The following is an 18,053-nucleotide window of genomic DNA, read 5'->3' on the forward strand; positions in this document are numbered from 1 at the left end:
TCGGACGGGCCTCGCCAGGGGCGCAGTGCGGCCGAGTCGACAGACCGGCCGCCTGGCCCCGGTTAGAATTTCAGCGTCCGCGCACCGGCCGTTCAGGCCGCTTGTGCCCCCCTACGCTGTTTCTCGACACGGAGTCCCCGATGCCTGCCGTACGGCTGCTCGCTGTTGTTGTGCTGCTGCTTGGCGCCAGCCTGGCGCATGCCCAGAACCTGGTCCTGCTCACCGAAAACCTCGCCCCCTTCAATCAGTCGGTCAGTGGCCGCAATTTCGCCAAGAACGATGGCATCACCGGCATCAGCTCCGACACCCTGCGCGCGGTCTGCAAGCGCGCCCAGGTCGAGTGCCAGCAGATCCTCAGGTTTCCCTGGGAGCGGGTCTATCAGCAGGCGCTCAACGAACCGGGCTATGGCCTGTTCTCCGCCGCCCGCACGCCGGCGCGGGAGAAATTGTTCAAGTGGGTCGGGCCGATTGCCAGCAACGACTGGGTGCTGATGGCCAAGGCCGACAGCCCGATCCAGCTGGGCGACCTGCAGGCGGCGGCGCAGTACCGCATCGGCGGCTACAAGGGCGATGCCATCAGCCAGTACCTGATCGATCGCGGCCTGCCGGTGCAGACCGCGCTGCGGGATAACAAGAACGTCGAGAAGCTGCTCAAGGGCCAGATCGACCTGTGGGTGACCGCCGACCCGAGCGGGCGCTACCTGGCCAAGCAGGAGGGCCTGGATGGCCTCAGGGTGGTGCAGCGCTTCCATACAGCCGAGCTCTATCTAGCGCTGAATCTCGCCACGCCCGATGACCTGGTGCGGCGCCTGCAGACGGCCCTGGACGCCTTGCGCACCGAGGGGGAGCTGAGCGCGATAGTGGCGCGCTACTGAGGTCCGTCACGCGCATGGCCGCGATTTGCCGATGGAGGCTGGGCGAAGCGGGGCGGGCTGGGTATGCTGGCCGGCCTGTGCATCAATAACTACGGGAGCATCCATGTTCAAACGCCTGTGGCTGGCCTTGGCCGGCACCCTGATGCTGACGACTGGCGCGGTCCAGGCCGAGATCGACCCCGACTACCGCATGGTGCTGCTCACCGAGAACTTTCCGCCCTACAACATGGCGGTCAATGGCAAGAATTACGCCCGTGAAGAGAACCTCGACGGCATCGCAGTGGATATCGTCCGCGAGATGTTCAAGCGCGCCGGCATCCAGTACAACCTGACCCTGCGCTTTCCCTGGGCCCGTATCTACAAGCTGGCGCTGGAGAAGCCGGGCTACGGCGTGTTCGTCGCCGCACGCCTGCCGGAGCGCGAGGCGCTGTTCAAGTGGGTCGGGCCGATCGGTCCGGATGACTGGGTGTTGCTGGCCCGGGCCGACAGTTCGATCCGTCTGAATAGCCTGGAAGAAGCCAAGCAGTACCGGGTTGGCGCCTACAAGGGCGATGCGATCGCCGAGCACCTGGAGGAGCAGGGCCTGCAGCCGATCACCGCGCTGCGCGACCAGCTTAATGCCGAGAAGCTCATGGAGGGCAAGATCGACCTCTGGGCCACCGGCGACCCGGCCGGCCGCTACCTGGCGAAACAGGCGGGTATCGCCGGGCTGAAGACCGTGCTGCGTTTCGACAGCGCCCAGCTCTACCTGGCGCTCAACAAGGAGGTGCCGGACGAGGTGGTGCAGAAGCTGCAGGGTGAGCTGGACAGGATGCGTGACGAGGGGGGCGTCGACGCTGTCCTCGACAAGTATCTGTAAAACCTGTGTGCCGGCCACAAGCCGGCGCACTGCCAGGGATGGCCGACGCCGAGCGTCATACGTCGCCGGGGCTTCGCCCGAGCAGGGAAGCCGCTAGCCATAATCACAAATCAAGCGAGCGGGGAGACTTATGTTGAAAACTCTGAAAATCGGCCTGTTGTTCGGCCTCATCCTCAGTGCCTGTGCGGCCCAGGCCGAGCTGCCCTATGGCTACAAGGTGGTGCTGCTGACCGAGAACTTCCCACCGTTCAACATGGCGGTGGACGACAAGAACTTCGCCCGCGATGACGGCATCGACGGCATCAGCGCCGAGATCGTTCGTGCCATGTTCAAGCGGGCCAAGATCGACTACAGCCTGACCCTGCGCTTTCCCTGGGATCGCCTGTACCGCCTGACCCTGGACAAGCCCAACTACGGACTGTTCTCCACCACCTTCACCCCCGAACGCCAGCCGCTGTTCAAGTGGGTCGGGCCGATCGCCAAGAGCGGCTGGGTGCTGCTCGCCGCGCCGGGCAACAACCTCAGTCTGAAGAGCCTGAAGGACGCCGCGCAGTACAAGGTCGGCGCCTACAAGAACGACGCGGTCAGTCAGCACCTGGAAAGCCAGGGGCTGCAGCCGATCAACGCGCTGCGCGATCAGCAGAACGTGCAGAAGCTGCTCAAGGGGCAGATCGACCTGTGGGCCACCACCGATCCGGTCGGCCGCTACCTGGCCAAGCAGGAAGGCGTCAGCGGCCTGACCACGGTGCTGCGTTTCAACGAGGCCGAGCTGTACCTGGCGCTGAACAAGGACACCCCGGACGAGGTGGTGCAGCGTCTGCAGAAGGCTTTGGATGAGTTGCGCAGCGAAGGCTTCGTCGACGACATGACCAACAGCTACCTGTAGGCGCGCCGCCCACAAAAAAGCCCGGCACTCAGGTCCGGGCTTTTTTGTTGGCTGGGCGATTATTCGCCGCGGGTGACGTTCAGCCCCTTGAGCAGGTTGAGGGCCTGGGCCAGCTGGTAGTCGTCGTCCTGCGGCCGCGTCGGCCGTGCGCTCTGGCCCTTGCTCGGCTTGTCGGCGCCGCCGTTGCCGTTGCCCAGGTGACCCTGCAGGTCGGCTTCCTTGAAGTTGCCGTCGTCCTGCTCGCGGGTCAGCTTGGCCCGCGCCACCTCGATGTCCGGCACTATGCCCTGGGCCTGGATCGAGCGGCCGTTGGGGGTGTAGTACAGCGCGGTGGTGAGCTTCAGGGCGCGGTCGTTGTTCAGCGGCAGGACGGTCTGCACCGAGCCCTTGCCGAAGCTATCGGTGCCCATCAGCACGCCGCGCTTGTGGTCCTGCAGGGCGCCGGCGACGATCTCCGAGGCCGAGGCGCTGCCGCCGTTGATCAGCACCACCAGCGGCACGCCTTCGCTGGGGTCGGCCGGGTCGGCGGAGAAGCGCAGCTCGGAGTTGGCGATGCGCCCCTCTGTGTAGACGATCAGGCCCTTCTTGAGGAAGTGGTCGGAGACCTCGACCGCCGCCTGCAGCACGCCGCCGGGGTTGTTGCGCAGGTCCAGGACCAGGCCGTTGAGCTTGTTGCCGTTGTCCTTGCGCAACTTGTTCAGGGCCTTGAGCACCTCGTCGCCGCTGTTGACCTGGAACTGGGTGATGCGCAGGTAGCCGTAGCCGTCCTCGAGCAGCTGGCTCTTGACGCTGCGCACCTTGATCACCGCGCGGGTCAGCTCGACGTCGAACGGCTTGCCGCCCTCGCGGACCAGGGTCAGCTGGATCTTGCTGCCGGCTTCGCCGCGCATCTTGTCCACCGCCTCGAGCATCGACAGGCCCTTGGTCGGCTGGCCGTCGATCTTGATGATCAGGTCGCCGGGCTGGATGCCGGCCCTGGACGCCGGAGTGTCGTCGATCGGCGAGACCACCTTGACGAAACCGTCCTCCATGCCGACTTCGATGCCCAGGCCGCCAAACTCGCCGCTGGTGCTCTCCTGCAGCTCGCGGAAGGCATCGATGTCGAGGTAGGCCGAGTGCGGGTCGAGGTTGCTGAGCATGCCCTTGATCGCGTTTTCCAGCAGGGTCTTGTCGCTGATCGGCTCGACATAGGCCGCCTTGATGCGGTCGAGCACCTCGGCGAAGGTGCGCAGGTCCTCCAGCGGCAGCGGTGCCTTGCCGCTTGCCGTGGCAGCAGCCTCCTCCGCCGGTTCCGCCGCGTGCAGCAGGGGCGCGCCACCGAGCAGGGCGATGCTCAGGGCCAGAGTGGTGAGGCGGGGCAGATGCGGCATGTCGAACTAACTCCTACGGAATGAGGTGGCGCCTATCCTTGCGCCCGGCACCATTGTGCCGGATCGCTGGGGCGGCCCTGCTGGCGAATCGCGAAATACAGGGCCGGCGTGTCCTGGCCGCCACTGGTGCCGACGGTGGCGATGGGCTCGCCGGCCTTGACCAGATCGCCTGGGTCTTTCAGCAGGCTCTGATTGTGCCCGTACAGGCTCAGGTAGCCATTGCCATGGTCGAGAATGACCAGAAGCCCGGCGCCGCGCAACCAGTCGGCGAATACCACGCGCCCGCCATGCACGGCGCGCACCTGGCTGCCGGCGGCGGCGCCGATCAGCACGCCGTCCCATTTGGTCCGGGCATCGCCGCCGCGCGGTGCGCCGTAACGCGCCACCAGGCGGCCGTCGACCGGCCAGGGCAGCTTGCCGCGGGCTTGGGCGAAGGGCCCGCCGTAGGTCGCGCCGGCGCTGACCAGGGGGCCGGCGGCGCTGGCCGGGTCGTCCTGGCGTGGTCGCTGGCGGGCTTCGGCCAGGGCGCGCTGGCGCGCCTCTTCGGCTTCGCGGGCCTGGCGGGCGAGGGTCGCCTCGATGGTCTTCAGTACCCGCGCCAGTTGCTCCTGCTCCTGCTGGCGCGCCTTGAGCTTGCGGTCGCGGGCGGAGAACTCCTGGTTCAGCTTGGCCAGCGCCTGCTGGCGCTGCTGGCGTGCCTGGGCGAGCTCTTCGCGGCGGCTGTCGAGGGCGCTCTTGTGTTCCTGCAGCTGGCGTTGCTGGCTGGCGATGTCCTGCTCGACGTTGTGCAGCTGGCGCAAGGTCTCGTTGAAGGTGGCCAGCTGCTCCATGCGCGCGTCGCTGAGGTAGTCGTAGTAGGTCAGGGTGCGCGAGAACTTTTCCGGATTCTGCTGGTTGAGCAGCAGCTTGAGGTATTCCTGGCGCCCGCTCTGGTAGGCGGCGCGGGCCTGGATGCCGATCAGGCGCTGCTGCTCAAGGCGCGCGCCCTGGAGTTTTTTTTCCTCCTGGTCGAGGCGCTGGATCTCCTCTTCGCCCTGCTGCAGCTCCTGCTGCAGGCCCTTGACCTGCTTCTCCAGCTGGCCCATCTCGGTCTCGGTCTTCTGCAGGTCCTGCTGCACCCCGGATTTTTCCTGCTGCAACTGCTGCAGCAGCTTCTTCAGCTCGGCCACGTCGGCGCGGGCGGCTTCCAGCTGTTTCTGGGCATCGGCCTTGTCATCGGCGAAGGCCGGGATGAGCAGGCAGGACAGGACAATCAGGGCGAGGGCGCGAAACATGGAGTCGACGGCACCGGGGGCGGGGAGTGGCCTTAGTATGCCCGGGGTGACGGGCAAAAAAAACGCCCCAGTCCGCAGGGAGTGGGGCGTTTAACCATTTATCGCGGTTACTGCAGGCTGATGATGCTGGTGCCGGTCATTTCCGCCGGCTTGGCCAGGCCCATCAGTTCCAGCAGGGTCGGCGCGACGTCGGCCAGGACGCCGCCGTGGCGCAGGCTGACGGGGCGCTTGCCGACATAGATGAAGGGCACCGGCTCGCAGGTGTGGGCGGTATGGGCCTGGCCGGTGCAGGTGTCTTCCATCTGCTCGACGTTGCCGTGGTCGGCGGTGATCAGCGCCTCGCCGCCGACCTTGTCCAGGGCCTCGACGATGCGCCCGACGCAGCTGTCCAGGCACTCCACCGCCTTGACCGCGGCGCTGAACACGCCGGTGTGGCCGACCATGTCGCCATTGGCGTAGTTGACCACGATCAGGTCGTAGCGTTGCTGCTCGATGGCCTCGACGATGCGGTCGGTGACCTCCGGCGCGCTCATCTCCGGCTTGAGGTCGTAGGTGGCGACGTTCGGCGAGGGGATGAGGATGCGCTCTTCGCCGGCGAACGGCTCTTCACGGCCGCCGGAGAAGAAGAAGGTGACGTGGGCGTACTTCTCGGTTTCGGCGATGCGCAGCTGGGTCTTGCCCTGCTTGGCCAGGTATTCGCCGAGCACGTTGGTCAGCGCCTCCGGCTTGAAGGCGCTGGGCGCCGGGATGCTCGCGGCGTACTGGGTGAGCATGACGAAGTCGGCCAGCTGCGGCTGGCGGGTTCGGGCGAATTCCTTGAAGTCCGCCTCGACGAAGGCGCGGCTCAGTTCGCGGGCGCGGTCGGCGCGGAAGTTCATGAACACCACGGCGTCGCCGTCCTCTACCTGCACCGGTGCGCCAATGACCGTGGCCTTGACGAATTCGTCGCTCTCGCCGCGCGCGTAGGCGGCCGCCAGGCCGGCGCTGGCGTCGTCGGCCTGGAACTGGCCCTGGCCGTCGACGATCAGTTGGTAGGCCTGCTCGACCCGGTCCCAGCGGTTGTCGCGGTCCATGGCGAAGTAGCGGCCGATCAGGCTGGCGATGCGTCCCTTGCCGAGCTTGGCGAAGGTGGCGTCGAGCAGTTCGATGGACGACTGGGCGCTTTTCGGCGGGGTGTCGCGGCCATCGAGGAAGGCGTGCAGGTAGATCCTGTCGGCGCCGCGCTGGGCCGCCAGTTCGGCCATGGCGGCGATGTGCTCCTGGTGGCTGTGCACGCCGCCATCGGAGAGCAGGCCGAGGATGTGCACCGCCTTGCCGGCGCCCACCGCCCGGTCGACCGCGCTGCAGATGGCCGCGTTGTCGAAGAACTCGCCATCGCGAATGGCCTTGGTCACCCGGGTGAAGTCCTGATACACCACGCGGCCGGCGCCGAGGTTCATGTGGCCGACCTCGGAGTTGCCCATCTGGCCATCCGGCAGGCCGACGTCCATGCCGCTGCCGGAGATCAGGCTGTGGGGTTGGGTGGCGCGCAGGCGATCGTAGACCGGGGTGTTGGCCGCGTGGATGGCGTTGTGCTCGGGACTGTCGCTGTGGCCGAAGCCGTCGAGGATGATCAGTACCAGGGGTTTGGGCGTGGCGCACATAAAGCTGGCTCGCTCTGCTTGAGGGGGCAAAAAAGGCTTGGCATTTTACGGCCAAGTGGCGGAGGCGTCACCGCCGGGCGGGCTTTGGCCGACCTGTGGGGCTGTGTATACTGGCCGGCATTTTACCGTCCCGGAACCGCGCAATGCTTGCCAACCTGATTGAATTTGCCACTACCCACTATGTACTGAGCGGATCGTTCGTCGTCCTCCTGGCCCTGCTGCTGTTCACCGAGATGCACAAGGGCGGCAAGAGCCTGAGCAGCCGCGAGTTGACCGCGCTGATCAACAACGAACAGGGCCTGGTACTGGACGTGCGGGCGCAGAAGGACTTTTCTGCCGGGCATATCGCCGGTGCCCTGCACATCCCCTATGAGAAGCTGGCCGCGCGCGTCGCCGAGCTGGAGAAACACAAGGCCAAGGTGCTCATCGTGGTCGATGCGATGGGCCAGCACGCCGGCAGCGCCAGCCGCGAGCTGAAGAAGGCCGGTTTCAATGCCGCCAAGCTGTCCGGCGGGATCGCCAGCTGGCGTGGCGACAACCTGCCGCTGGTGAAGTGACATGGCCGACGTCGTCATCTATTCCAGCGATTGGTGCCCCTACTGCATCCGCGCCAAGCAGCTGCTGGCCAGCAAGGGCGTCGACTTCGAGGAAATCAAGGTCGACGGCCAGCCCGAGCTGCGCGCCGAGATGGCGCGCAAGGCGCAGCGCACCTCGGTGCCGCAGATCTGGATCGGCGCCACCCACGTCGGCGGTTGCGACGAACTGCATGCCCTGGAGCGCGCCGGCAAGCTGGACGCGCTGCTCGAGGCATGAGATCAATACGCTCTACCTAGTACCCCCAAACAACAAGGATTTTCCATGACTGAACAAGCCAGCAGTGAAGCCGCACAGGACGAGCAGAGCCCGCAGTTCTCCCTGCAGCGTATCTACATCCGCGACCTGTCCTTCGAGGCGCCGAAGAGCCCGGAAATCTTCCGCCAGGAGTGGAAGCCGAGTGTTGCCCTGGACCTGAATACCCGTCAGAAGAACCTGGACGGCGACTTCCACGAAGTGGTGCTGACCCTCTCGGTCACCGTGAAGAACGGCGAAGAAACCGCCTTCATCGCCGAAGTGCAGCAGGCCGGCATCTTCCTGATCAAGGGCCTGGACGCCCCGTCCATGAGCCACACCCTGGGCGCCTTCTGCCCGAACATCCTGTTCCCCTACGCCCGCGAGACCCTGGACAGCCTGGTGGTACGCGGCTCCTTCCCGGCCCTGATGCTGGCGCCGGTGAACTTCGATGCGCTCTACGCCCAAGAGCTCAAGCGCATGCAGCAGAGCACCGAGCAGGCCCCGGCCAACTGAGCCGCGTTTGCTACGGTCCAATAAAAAACGCCCCGCGGGGCGTTTTTTATTGCCGGGCGGCGGCCTCAGTCCATGGCGAAGCCCTGCTGGCGCCAGGCCTCGTAGACCGCCACCGCGACCGTGTTGGACAGGTTGAGGCTGCGACAGCCCTCGCGCATCGGCAGGCGCACGCGCCGCTCGACCGGCAGGGCGTCGCGAATCTCCTGGGGCAGGCCGCAGCTTTCCGGGCCGAACAGGAAGGCGTCGCCGGGGCGGTACTGCACTTCATGGAAGGGCTGCGAGCCCTTGGTGGTGAAGGCGAACACCCGTGGCTGGCCGAGGCTCGCCAGGCAGCTGTCGAGGTCGGGATGGCGCTTGAGCGTGGCGTACTCGTGGTAGTCGAGGCCGGCCCGGCGCAGGCGCTTGTCGTCCAGCTCGAAGCCCAGGGGCTCGATCAGGTGCAGCTGGCAGCCGCTGTTGGCGCACAGCCTGATAATGTTGCCGGTGTTCGGTGGAATTTCCGGTTGAAAGAGGATCACGTGAAACATGCGCGGCTCCCGGCCTGAAGACGGCCAGCATTCTACCTCCGATAGCGGCGAGCGGCCGCGTCCCTGGCTGAAGGTGATCGCCTCGCTGGCGCTGTTCGGCTTTCTCATCGGCCTGATGATCGGCCGCCTGCTGCAGCCGGCCGAGTTGCGCCTGGGCGAGGTGGTGGCGACGGAGCAGGGCTTGCAACTGTGGTTCAACGAGCGGCCCGAGGTGCGTGCCGGGCATTTCCAGGGTGCCTTCGTGCTGCGCGTGGCAACCCTCGGACGCGAGCAGCAGGGGCAGCTGCGGCTGAACGGTCGGCTGGTGAACTGGCGTCTGCAGCGCGAGCGCCGCGAGTTGCTGTTGCGGGTGGTGGCGGCCCGGCCCCTGCGCGGCGAGTGGCATGCCGAGCCGGTGGACGGGCGCTGGCGGTTGACGGTCCGCCTGGAGGAGCAATAAAAGCGGGGAATCCCCGGCCTGCCTGTACCAAGGTCCCCGAAACCGGGATTGCCTTAGTCTATGCACTCGCTGTGCCAGTTTTATTTCAGCGCTGCAGAAGCCGGTAATTCGCGGCCTGTAGGGCCATAGCCCGGTCGCGGCGGGCGCGGCGCCGGGGGCGGTTGAACCGCGGCGGTGCAGCAGCGCTGCCCGTGGCGCCGAGACGGGGCGTGACGGCGGCGCATGAAAAAGCGGGCACTCGGCCCGCTTGTCGTGCATTGCTGCGATCGTCAGTTGTCGTCGCTGTCGTCATCGTCGCTGCCGTCGACCTTCATGCCGAGTTCCTTGATCTTGCGCGTCAGGGTGTTGCGCCCCCAGCCCAGCAGCACGGCGGCATCGCGGCGGCGGCCGGCGGTGTGCTTGAGCGCGGTCTCGATCATGATCCGCTCGAAGGCCGGCACCGCGCTGTCGAGCAGGCTCGACTGGCCGCGGCTCAGGGCCTGGTCGGCCCACTGGCGCAGGCCCTGCTCCCAGCTGCTGACCGGGGCGCTGTCCTGGGGCTGGGCCAGCAGCTCCGGCGGCAGGTCGCCGACATGCACCTCGCGTCCGGAGGCCATCACGGTGATCCAGCGGCAGGTGTTCTCCAGCTGGCGCACGTTGCCCGGCCAGGACAGGTGCTGCAGGTAGTCCTCGGTCTCGCTCTTCAGCAGCTTGGGCTCCACCGCCAGTTCCAGCGCCGCGCGGCTGAGGAAGTGGCGGGCCAGGGTGGGGATGTCCTCGCGGCGATCGGCCAGGCGCGGGATGTGGATGCGGATGACGTTGAGGCGGTGGAACAGGTCCTCGCGGAACTTGCCGGCCTGCACCAGGCTTTCCAGGTCCTGGTGGGTCGCGGCGATGATGCGCACGTCGACCTTCACCGGCGTATGGCCGCCGACCCGGTAGAACTCGCCGTCGGCCAGCACGCGCAGCAGGCGGGTCTGGGTGTCGGCCGGCATGTCGCCGATCTCGTCGAGGAACAGGGTGCCGCCGTCGGCCTGCTCGAAGCGCCCGCGGCGCAGGTTGGCGGCGCCGGTGAAGGCGCCCTTCTCGTGGCCGAACAGCTCCGACTCCATCAGGTCCTTGGGAATCGCCGCCATGTTCAGGGCGATGAACGGCGAGGCGGCACGCGGGCTGTGGCGGTGCAGGGCGTGGGCGACCAGCTCCTTGCCGGTGCCGGACTCGCCGTTGATCAGCACGGTGATGTTGGAGTGCGAGAGGCGGCCGATGGCGCGGAATACCTCCTGCATGGCCGGGGCTTCGCCGATGATTTCCGGGGTGCGTGGCTGTTCCACCGGCGCCGCCAGGCTCTGCTGCTCCTGGGCGTGCTGATTGGCGCGCTTGACCAGGGCGACGGCTTCGTCGACGTCGAAGGGCTTGGGCAGGTACTCGAAGGCGCCGCCCTGATAGGAGGCCACCGCGCTGTCCAGGTCGGAGTGGGCGGTCATGATGATCACCGGCAGGCGCGGGTACAGCTCGCGAATCCGCGCCAGCAGGTCGAGGCCGCTGGAGCCGGGCATGCGGATGTCCGAGATGATCACGTCCGGTTGCTCGCGGCCGAGGCGGCCGAGCACGCCGTCGGCGCTGTCGAAACTCTGGGTGGTCATGCCTTCCTGCTGCAGGGCCTTTTCCAGGACCCAGCGGATGGAGCGGTCGTCATCGACGATCCAGACGGTTTCACTTCGGCTCATGCAGCGGGTGCTCCTTGTTCCAGCGGCAGGAAGATCGAGAACAGCGTATGGCCGGGATGGCTCTCGCACTCGATCAGGCCTTGATGCTGACTGATGATGTTCTGGGTAATGGCCAGGCCGAGGCCGGTGCCGTCGGCGCGGCCGCTGACCATGGGATAGAAGATGGTTTCCTGCAGCTCCTGGGGGATGCCGGGGCCGTTGTCGATGATCTCGATGCGCGCCACCAGGCGGTGGCGGGTGTGGCCGATGGTGAACTGGCGCAGGGTGCGGGTGCGCAGGGTGATGCGCCCCAGGCCCAGGTCGTGCTTCTGCGTGGCGATGGCCTGCATGGCGTTGCGCACGATGTTGAGCACAGCCTGGATCATCTGCTCGCGATCGATCAGCAGGTCGGGAATGCTCGGGTCGTAGTCGCGCACCAGAATGATGCCGCCCTGGCTTTCCGCTTCGACCAGGCTGGCGACCCGCTCCAGCACCTCATGCACGTTGGTCAGGGCCAGCGACGGCAGCTTGTTCGAGCCGAGCATGCGGTCCACCAGATTGCGCAGGCGGTCGGCCTCTTCGATGATCACGTCGGTGTAGTCCTTGAGCTCGGCGTCCGGCAGCTCGCGGGCCAGCAGCTGGGCGGCGCCGCGGATGCCGCCAAGGGGGTTCTTGATCTCGTGGGCCAGGCCGCGCACCAGCAACTTGGTGGTCTCCTGCTTGGACAGCTGGGCCTCTTCCTTGGTGATCTTCAGCATCCGGTCGCGCGGGTGCACCTCGAGCAGCAGCAGGGTGGCGCCGCGGCTGAGAATGGGGGTTACCGCATAGTCGACGGTCAGGGTCTGGCCGGTCACGGCGGTCAGCACCGCTTCGCGCTTGTTGAACGGATGCGCCTGTTCGACCGCCTGGCGCAGCGCGCTCAGGGCTTCCGCCGACTCGGTGAACAACTCGCTGATGAACTGGCCGTGGCTGCGCTGGCCGCTGACGGCCAGGAGCATCTCCGCCGCCGGGTTCATGTACTCGAGCCGCAGTTGGGCGTTGAGCAGCAGGGTGGCGGTGGTCAGGTTGTCGAGCAGCAGGCGGTGCAGTGCGTCGTTGATAGTCATAGGCTAGGGCTTGGCGGCGATGAACAGGAAAATGCAAGAAGCAAACCAAAGCCCCGAAAAGACGCGCGCGGCGCGGACAGCGGACGGCGGCCGCCGTGTTTCGGCGCATGGCCGGCAACTGTGGGCGAACCAAAACAGGGAGAGTATAGGAAGGGAGTGGCGGCGGCGCACCAATATGGTGCTCCGGCCTTGAGGGTCAGATGAAGGGGATCAACGGGATGTCTTTCTTCTCCGGTGGTTTGTCTTTCAACGGACACTCCGGGCGCACGCCGTAATCGTCTTTCTGGCACGGCCGCACCATGCGCTTCTGCGCCAGGGAGATACGCAGCATATGGAAGGGCTGGCTCGGGGTGCGCTCGAGGGTGCGACCCTGCTCGTCGATGATCTCCACCGCCAGCTGGTGGGTGCCGCGATCGATATTCTCCAGGGGAAAGACCGGGCTGCGGCTCGGCTCGCCCAGCGCCACGCCGTCCAGCAGCAGGCGGTAGCTGTGCCCCGGGAGCAGGGCCGGGTCGCTGCTGGCGGTGACGATCAGGTTGCCGGCGCTGTCGCGAATGCTCGCATCGGGTTGCGGCACCAGGATGCGCAGCAGCTGATAGGCCGGCGCCTGGGGCGCGCTCGGCGCAGTCACGGGCGGCGGCGCGGGGGCGGTCGCGGGCATGCTGTTGGAGGGCGCCAGCTGGATGCGCTGGGCATTGCCGGTTCCGGGCCGGTCGGTGAAGACCCGGTTACCCTCGGCATCTATATAGGTGTAGACGTCCGCCTGCAGCGGCAGGCAGCAGAGCAGGCTCAGGCAGAGCAGGGCGATTCTCATGGTCAGGGCGCAGGCTTGGGCGGAGGAGGTGGGCGCAGGGCCGGGCTACTGGTATGCACCCGCTGTACGGTAAAGGTGACCGCGTCGCTCTGCTGGATCGGCTTGCCGCCGCTGAGTACCTCGACCGCCAGGCTGTGCTCGCCACGGTCGACGTTGGTCAGCTGCAGGCGCGGCACGCTGCTCGGCTGGCCGTACGGCTGGCCGTCCAGCAGCAGGCGCAGGCGATGGGAGGCGGCCAGGCGCGGCGACAGCGCCACCCCGACGCTGAAGGTGCCGTTGTTGGCGCGCAGCGCCTCGTCGTCGGGCAGGCCGGTCAACTTGAGGGTGTTGTAGGGCGGCGCGGCATTGACCTCGGCGCCGGCGCTGCCGGTGGGCGTCGCCTGCGGCTGTTGCATGATCACGGTGTTGGTCGGCGGCAGTTCGACGCTCTGTGCGGCGCTGCCGTCCGGCGGCTGGTTGGTGAAGACCGTATTGCCCTTGGCATCGGTGTACTTGTAGATCTGTGCACTGGCCAGCAGGGGCAGGGACAGCAGTAGGCAGGTGAGCATCCGGCGCATGGCCATTCTCCCGGGTATCGTGCAGCTAAGCCTTGCACCGCCGGGACGCGCTGGCAAGCGCGGCCGCGCGGCCCTGTGACTGTCGGCCACAAAAAAAGGTTCTTCGCGGACTCTGGGGAAAGAGCGAGTTGACAGTCAGGGAAATGGGTAGATTGGCAGTCGCCAAACACACCAACTCCCAGTCCCTGCTGTCGCCGTGCATCTTATTGATCTTGCCGCTTTCTGGCCAGGCTACGAGGTCGTCGCCTGCCGCCCCGCCGCTGAAAACACCCTGCTGATTGAGCTGGAGCCCCAGGCCAACCAGCTACCCCAGTGTGGGCGCTGTGGCCAGCCCTGTCCGTTGATCCACGAACGGCGCATGCGCCAGGTGCGTGACCGTGACCTGCTGGATCGGCGTGTTGTTCTGCAGTTACCCGTGCGCCGCGTCGACTGCCTGACCTGTGGACGCGTGACCGAGCGGATCGACTGGTTGGCGCCGGCCGCACGCTTGACCCGGCGCTTGCAGATCTGGCTCGAAGGCCTGTTGCAGCTCTTGCCGATAAGCCATGTCAGTCGCCTGACCGGCTTGCACTGGCACACCCTTAAAGCCATCGACAAGCGTCGATTGGAAGCCGCAGTGGGCGCCTTCGAGCCCGCTGACGTGCGGCGCTTGGTGATGGACGAGTTCGCCCTGCACAAGGGCCATCGCTACGCCACGGTGATCATGGATGCCGAGCGAACCCGCGTGCTGTGGGTCGGGCACGGCAACAGCCGCGAGGCGATTCGGCCGTTCTTCGAACTGCTCGGCGAGCGCTGCCAGCAGATCGAGGCGGTGGCGATGGACATGAACACGGCCTTCGACCTGGAGGTGAAGCGCCATTGCCCGCGGGCCGAGGTGGTGTACGACCTGTTCCATGTGGTGGCGCGCTACGGCCGCGAGGTGATCGACCGTATCCGCGTGGACCAGGCCAACCTGCTGCGGCATGACAAACCGGCGCGCCAAGTGGTCAAGCGCAGTCGCTGGTTGCTGCTGCGCAACCGGGCCAACCTCAAGAGCGAGCAGGCGGTGCAGTTGCAGGAACTGCTGCAAGCCAATCAGTCACTGGCCACCGTCTACCTGCTCAAGGATGCGCTCAAGGACATCTGGTACGCGCCCAGCGTCTGGGAGGGCTGGCAGCGTTGGCGGGACTGGCAACGGCATGTCCGGGACAGTGCCCTGGCGCCGCTGCAGCGCTTCGCCAAGAACCTCAGGCGTTACCTCCGCGGCATCCTCGCCAGTGCCCGCTTCCCGATGCACACCAGCGTGCTGGAGGGGGTGAACAACCGCATCAAGGTCATCAAGCGCATGGCCTATGGCTTCCGCGACTCGGACTACTTCTTCCTGAAAATCAAGGCCGCCTTCCCCGGGAAAGTGCGATGAACCCAAAAAAAGGCCCCGCCGGCTGAGCCGGGCGGGGCCTTGTGCGTCACGCCGCCGGGGCGGCGCGCAGCGGTTTTAGACGCTGTAGTACAGGTCGTATTCCAGCGGGTGCACGAAGGTGCGCACCTTGATCTCTTCTTCGCTCTTCAGCTCGATGTAGGCATCGATGAAGTCGTCGGAGAATACGCCGCCCTTGGTCAGGAACGCGCGGCCCTTGTCCAGCTCTTCCAGGGCTTCCTTCAGGCTGCCGCACACCTGCGGGATCAGCTTGCCTTCTTCCGGCGGCAGGTCGTACAGGTTCTTGTCGGCCGCATCGCCAGGGTGGATCTTGTTCTGGATACCGTCCAGGCCGGCCATCAGCAGGGCGGCGAAGCACAGGTACGGGTTGGCAGCCGGGTCCGGGAAGCGCGCCTCGATGCGGCGGGCCTTTGGGCTCGACACATAGGGGATGCGGATCGAGGCGGAGCGGTTGCGTGCCGAGTAGGCCAGCATCACCGGCGCTTCGAAGCCCGGGACCAGACGCTTGTAGGAGTTGGTCGACGGGTTGGTGAAGCCGTTCAGCGCCTTGCCGTGCTTGATGATGCCGCCGATGAAGTACAGGGCGGTGTCGGACAGGCCGGCATAGCCTTCGCCGGAGAAGGTGTTCTTGCCATCTTTGGAGATGGACATGTGCACGTGCATGCCCGAGCCGTTGTCGCCGTACAGCGGCTTCGGCATGAAGGTGGCGGTCTTGCCGTAGGCGTCGGCGACGTTGTGCACGCAGTACTTCAGGGTCTGAACTTCGTCAGCCTTGGCGACCAGGGTGTTGAACTTCACGCCGATTTCGTTCTGGCCGGCAGTGGCCACTTCGTGGTGGTGCACTTCGACGACCAGGCCCATTTCTTCCATGGCGTTGCACATGGCGGTACGGATTTCGTGGTCGTGGTCGCACGGCGGAACCGGGAAGTAACCGCCCTTGACGGCCGGGCGGTGGCCCTTGTTGCCGCCTTCGACGTCCTGGTCGGTCATCCACGAGCCCTGCTCGGAGTAGATCTTGAACATGGAGCCGGAGATGTCGGACTTGAACTTCACTTCGTCGAAGATGAAGAACTCAGGCTCCGGGCCGACGAACACGGTGTCGCCGATGCCGGTGGTCTTGAGGAATTCCTCGGCGCGCTTGGCGATGGAGCGCGGGTCGCGGTCGTAGCCCTGCATGGTGCTCGGCTCGACGATGTCGCAGACCAGGATCAGGGTCGGCTCTTCGGTGAAGGGGTCCAGGACGGCGGTCTCGTCGACCGGCATCAGGATCATGTCGGAGGCTTCGATGCCCTTCCAGCCATGGATGGAGGAGCCGTCGAACATCTTGCCGTGCTCGAAGAAGTCTTCGTCCAGGGCGTCGCGAGCCGGCATGGTGACGTGGTGCTGCTTGCCCTTGGTGTCGGTGAAGCGCAGGTCAACCCACTTCACGTCGTGTTCTTTAATCAGTTGAATCGACTTCGACATGCTGTCCTCCAGATGGATAAGGCTCGGATGCGAGCCCTCAATAGTTCGATGAAGCCCGGCGCGATAGTCGGCCAGGACAACCTGCCTCACAAGGGAGCAAATTGCATGCCAGTGCCCCGGAATGGGCTGGAGGGCTGAAACTCAGGGGTGGCGCGGGCTGTGCGGCGAGATCGCGGTATTTTTCGCACCAAAATAGAGCGGCTAATTTTCCGTTCGCACACAAATGGTGCGCGTCGGCGGGTGAGTGGGATTTTTGATCAAAGCTTGAACAATTTCCGCTATAATCCGCGCCCCTGTTTTTCGGCTGCCCCGGCACGCACTGTTTTCATGAAACTGATCGTTAAAGTTTTCCCCGAAATCACCATCAAGAGCCGGCCGGTGCGCAAGCATTTCATCCGCCAGCTGGCCAAGAACATCCGTACCGTGCTGCGCGATCTCGATCCGCAGCTGCAGGTCAGCGGTGTGTGGGACAACCTCGAGGTGGAAACCGCGGTCGCCGAGCCGAAGGTGCTGCAGGAAATGATCGAGCGCCTGCGCTGCACCCCGGGGCTGATCCATTTCCTCGAGGTCCACGAGTACCCGCTGGGCGACTTCGACGACGTGCTGGACAAGTGCAAGACCCATTTCGCCGACCAGCTGCCGGGCAAGGTCTTCGCCGTGCGCTGCAAGCGCGGCGGCAAGCACGCGTTCACTTCGATGGACATCGAGCGCTATGTCGGCAGCCAGCTGCGCCAGCAGTGCGGCGCCGCCGGCATCGACCTGAAGAAGCCCGAGGTCGAGGTGCGCATGGAGATCCGTGACCAGCGCCTGTTCATCGTCCATCGCCAGCACAACGGCCTGGGTGGCTACCCGCTGGGCTCGCTGGAGCAGACCCTGGTGCTGATGTCCGGCGGCTTCGACTCCACCGTCGCCGCCTACCAGATGATGCGTCGCGGCCTTATCACCCATTTCTGCTTCTTCAACCTCGGCGGCCGCGCCCACGAGCTGGGGGTGATGGAAGTGGCGCATTACCTGTGGCAGAAGTTCGGCCGCTCGCAGCGCGTACTGTTCATCAGCGTGCCGTTCGAGGAGGTGCTGGCCGAGATCCTCGGCAAGGTCGACAACAGCCAGATGGGCGTGATCCTCAAGCGCATGATGCTGCGCGCCTCCACGCGCATGGCCGAGCGCCTGCAGATCGACGCCCTGGTCACCGGCGAGGCGATTTCCCAGGTGTCCAGCCAGACCTTGCCGAACCTCACAGTGATCGACTCGGCCACCGACAAGCTGGTGCTGCGCCCGCTGATCGCCAGCCACAAGCAGGACATCATCGACACCGCCTATGCCATCGGCACCGCCGAGTTCGCCAAGCACATGCCCGAATACTGTGGGGTGATCTCGGTCAACCCGACCACCAAGGCCAAGCCCGAGCGCATCGCCTACGAGGAGTCGCACTTCGACATGGCGATTCTCGAGCGCGCCCTGGAGCGCGCCACCCTGCTGCCGATCGACAAGGTGATCGACGAGCTCGGCAAGGACGTGCAGGTCGAGGAAGTCGACGAGGCCCTGGCCGGCCATGTGGTGATCGACATCCGCCACCCCGACGCCGTCGACGACGAGCCGCTGGAACTGCCCGGCATCGAGGTGCAGGCGCTGCCCTTCTATGCCCTGAACAGCAAGTTCAAGGAGCTGGATGAGACCCGCCAGTACCTGCTGTATTGCGACAAGGGGGTGATGAGCCGCCTGCATGCCCACCACCTGCTGAGCGAGGGGCATGCCAATGTGCGCGTTTATCGTCCGGCATAGGACCCCAGGGC

18 protein-coding genes are annotated in these 18,053 nt (G+C 66.0%); 9 read left to right on the forward strand and 9 right to left on the reverse strand.

Going from position 1 to position 18,053, the window contains the following annotated elements:
• The first annotated feature begins 140 nt into the window (after positions 1–140).
• From ACSX1D_RS01285 to ACSX1D_RS01295, 3 genes are all read left to right on the forward strand, one after another.
• On the forward strand, positions 141–875 hold the full coding sequence (locus ACSX1D_RS01285) for a substrate-binding periplasmic protein (protein ID WP_439860640.1): 735 nt from the start codon (positions 141–143) through the stop codon (positions 873–875).
• Positions 876–978: 103 nt separating this feature from the next.
• Positions 979–1,734 (forward strand): substrate-binding periplasmic protein, encoded by a 756-nt coding sequence (locus tag ACSX1D_RS01290; RefSeq protein ID WP_439860641.1) that lies wholly within the window; start codon positions 979–981, stop codon positions 1,732–1,734.
• 130 nt (positions 1,735–1,864) lie between these two features.
• Positions 1,865–2,620 (forward strand): substrate-binding periplasmic protein, encoded by a 756-nt coding sequence (locus ACSX1D_RS01295; RefSeq protein ID WP_439860642.1) that lies wholly within the window; start codon positions 1,865–1,867, stop codon positions 2,618–2,620.
• 59 nt (positions 2,621–2,679) lie between these two features.
• On the opposite strand, the gene ACSX1D_RS01300 is transcribed toward ACSX1D_RS01295, so the two are convergent.
• From ACSX1D_RS01300 to gpmI, 3 genes are all read right to left on the reverse strand, one after another.
• The gene (locus ACSX1D_RS01300) at positions 2,680–3,990 is read right to left on the reverse strand and encodes a S41 family peptidase (protein ID WP_439860643.1); all 1,311 of its coding nucleotides are present in this window, start codon (positions 3,988–3,990) and stop codon (positions 2,680–2,682) included.
• Positions 3,991–4,022: 32 nt separating this feature from the next.
• Positions 4,023–5,264 carry a murein hydrolase activator EnvC family protein gene (locus ACSX1D_RS01305; protein ID WP_439860644.1) on the reverse strand — a complete coding sequence of 414 codons (1,242 nt, stop codon included), beginning with the start codon at positions 5,262–5,264 and terminating at the stop codon, positions 4,023–4,025.
• A gap of 107 nt (positions 5,265–5,371) precedes the next feature.
• A complete protein-coding gene (gene gpmI, locus ACSX1D_RS01310) occupies positions 5,372–6,907 on the reverse strand; it encodes a 2,3-bisphosphoglycerate-independent phosphoglycerate mutase (protein WP_439860645.1) in 1,536 nt (511 codons plus the stop codon).
• Between the two features lie 143 nt (positions 6,908–7,050).
• On the opposite strand from gpmI, the gene ACSX1D_RS01315 reads away from it, so the two are divergent.
• The 3 genes from ACSX1D_RS01315 to secB are packed head-to-tail and all read left to right on the forward strand — an operon-like array spanning position 7,051 to position 8,251.
• Positions 7,051–7,464, forward strand: a complete 414-nt coding sequence (locus ACSX1D_RS01315; protein ID WP_439860646.1) for a rhodanese-like domain-containing protein — start codon at positions 7,051–7,053, stop codon at positions 7,462–7,464.
• A 1-nt stretch (position 7,465) separates the two neighbouring features.
• A complete protein-coding gene (gene grxC / locus ACSX1D_RS01320; RefSeq protein WP_208708009.1) occupies positions 7,466–7,720 on the forward strand; it encodes a glutaredoxin 3 in 255 nt (84 codons plus the stop codon).
• 45 nt (positions 7,721–7,765) lie between these two features.
• Entirely contained in the window at positions 7,766–8,251 is a 486-nt protein-coding gene (gene secB, locus ACSX1D_RS01325) for a protein-export chaperone SecB (RefSeq protein WP_439860647.1), read from the forward strand.
• A 65-nt stretch (positions 8,252–8,316) separates the two neighbouring features.
• Here the strand turns inward: secB and trmL are convergent, their stop codons facing one another.
• Complete coding sequence (gene trmL / locus ACSX1D_RS01330) at positions 8,317–8,778, reverse strand: tRNA (uridine(34)/cytosine(34)/5-carboxymethylaminomethyluridine(34)-2'-O)-methyltransferase TrmL (protein ID WP_439860648.1); 462 nt, start codon at positions 8,776–8,778, stop codon at positions 8,317–8,319.
• Between trmL and ACSX1D_RS01335 the strand changes: the two genes are divergently transcribed.
• Positions 8,777–9,217 carry a hypothetical protein gene (locus ACSX1D_RS01335; RefSeq protein ID WP_439860649.1) on the forward strand — a complete coding sequence of 147 codons (441 nt, stop codon included), beginning with the start codon at positions 8,777–8,779 and terminating at the stop codon, positions 9,215–9,217. The genes trmL and ACSX1D_RS01335 overlap by 2 nt on opposite strands.
• A 269-nt stretch (positions 9,218–9,486) precedes the next feature.
• Here ACSX1D_RS01335 and ntrC read toward each other — a convergent pair whose 3' ends face one another.
• The 4 genes from ntrC to ACSX1D_RS01355 form a co-directional block, all read right to left on the reverse strand.
• On the reverse strand, positions 9,487–10,923 hold the full coding sequence (gene ntrC, locus ACSX1D_RS01340) for a nitrogen regulation protein NR(I) (RefSeq protein WP_208708013.1): 1,437 nt from the start codon (positions 10,921–10,923) through the stop codon (positions 9,487–9,489).
• Positions 10,920–12,008: a nitrogen regulation protein NR(II) gene (glnL, locus tag ACSX1D_RS01345; RefSeq protein WP_208708014.1), complete on the reverse strand. Its 1,089-nt coding sequence runs from the start codon at positions 12,006–12,008 to the stop codon at positions 10,920–10,922. The genes ntrC and glnL overlap by 4 nt, the downstream gene beginning before the upstream one ends.
• Before the next feature lie 196 nt (positions 12,009–12,204).
• A complete protein-coding gene (locus ACSX1D_RS01350; RefSeq protein ID WP_439860650.1) occupies positions 12,205–12,822 on the reverse strand; it encodes a DUF4124 domain-containing protein in 618 nt (205 codons plus the stop codon).
• Positions 12,823–12,824: 2 nt separating this feature from the next.
• Positions 12,825–13,379 (reverse strand): DUF4124 domain-containing protein, encoded by a 555-nt coding sequence (locus ACSX1D_RS01355; protein WP_439860651.1) that lies wholly within the window; start codon positions 13,377–13,379, stop codon positions 12,825–12,827.
• A 196-nt stretch (positions 13,380–13,575) separates the two neighbouring features.
• On the opposite strand from ACSX1D_RS01355, the gene ACSX1D_RS01360 reads away from it, so the two are divergent.
• Positions 13,576–14,778 carry an ISL3 family transposase gene (locus tag ACSX1D_RS01360; protein ID WP_439860652.1) on the forward strand — a complete coding sequence of 401 codons (1,203 nt, stop codon included), beginning with the start codon at positions 13,576–13,578 and terminating at the stop codon, positions 14,776–14,778.
• Positions 14,779–14,853: 75 nt separating this feature from the next.
• Here ACSX1D_RS01360 and glnA read toward each other — a convergent pair whose 3' ends face one another.
• Positions 14,854–16,260: a glutamate--ammonia ligase gene (glnA, locus tag ACSX1D_RS01365; protein ID WP_208708017.1), complete on the reverse strand. Its 1,407-nt coding sequence runs from the start codon at positions 16,258–16,260 to the stop codon at positions 14,854–14,856.
• A 327-nt stretch (positions 16,261–16,587) separates the two neighbouring features.
• Between glnA and thiI the strand changes: the two genes are divergently transcribed.
• Entirely contained in the window at positions 16,588–18,042 is a 1,455-nt protein-coding gene (gene thiI, locus ACSX1D_RS01370) for a tRNA uracil 4-sulfurtransferase ThiI (RefSeq protein WP_439860653.1), read from the forward strand.
• Positions 18,043–18,053: the final 11 nt, after the last annotated feature.

The organism is Pseudomonas sp. MBLB4136 (assembly GCF_051904765.1).
Taxonomy (GTDB): Bacteria; Pseudomonadota; Gammaproteobacteria; order Pseudomonadales; family Pseudomonadaceae; genus Aquipseudomonas.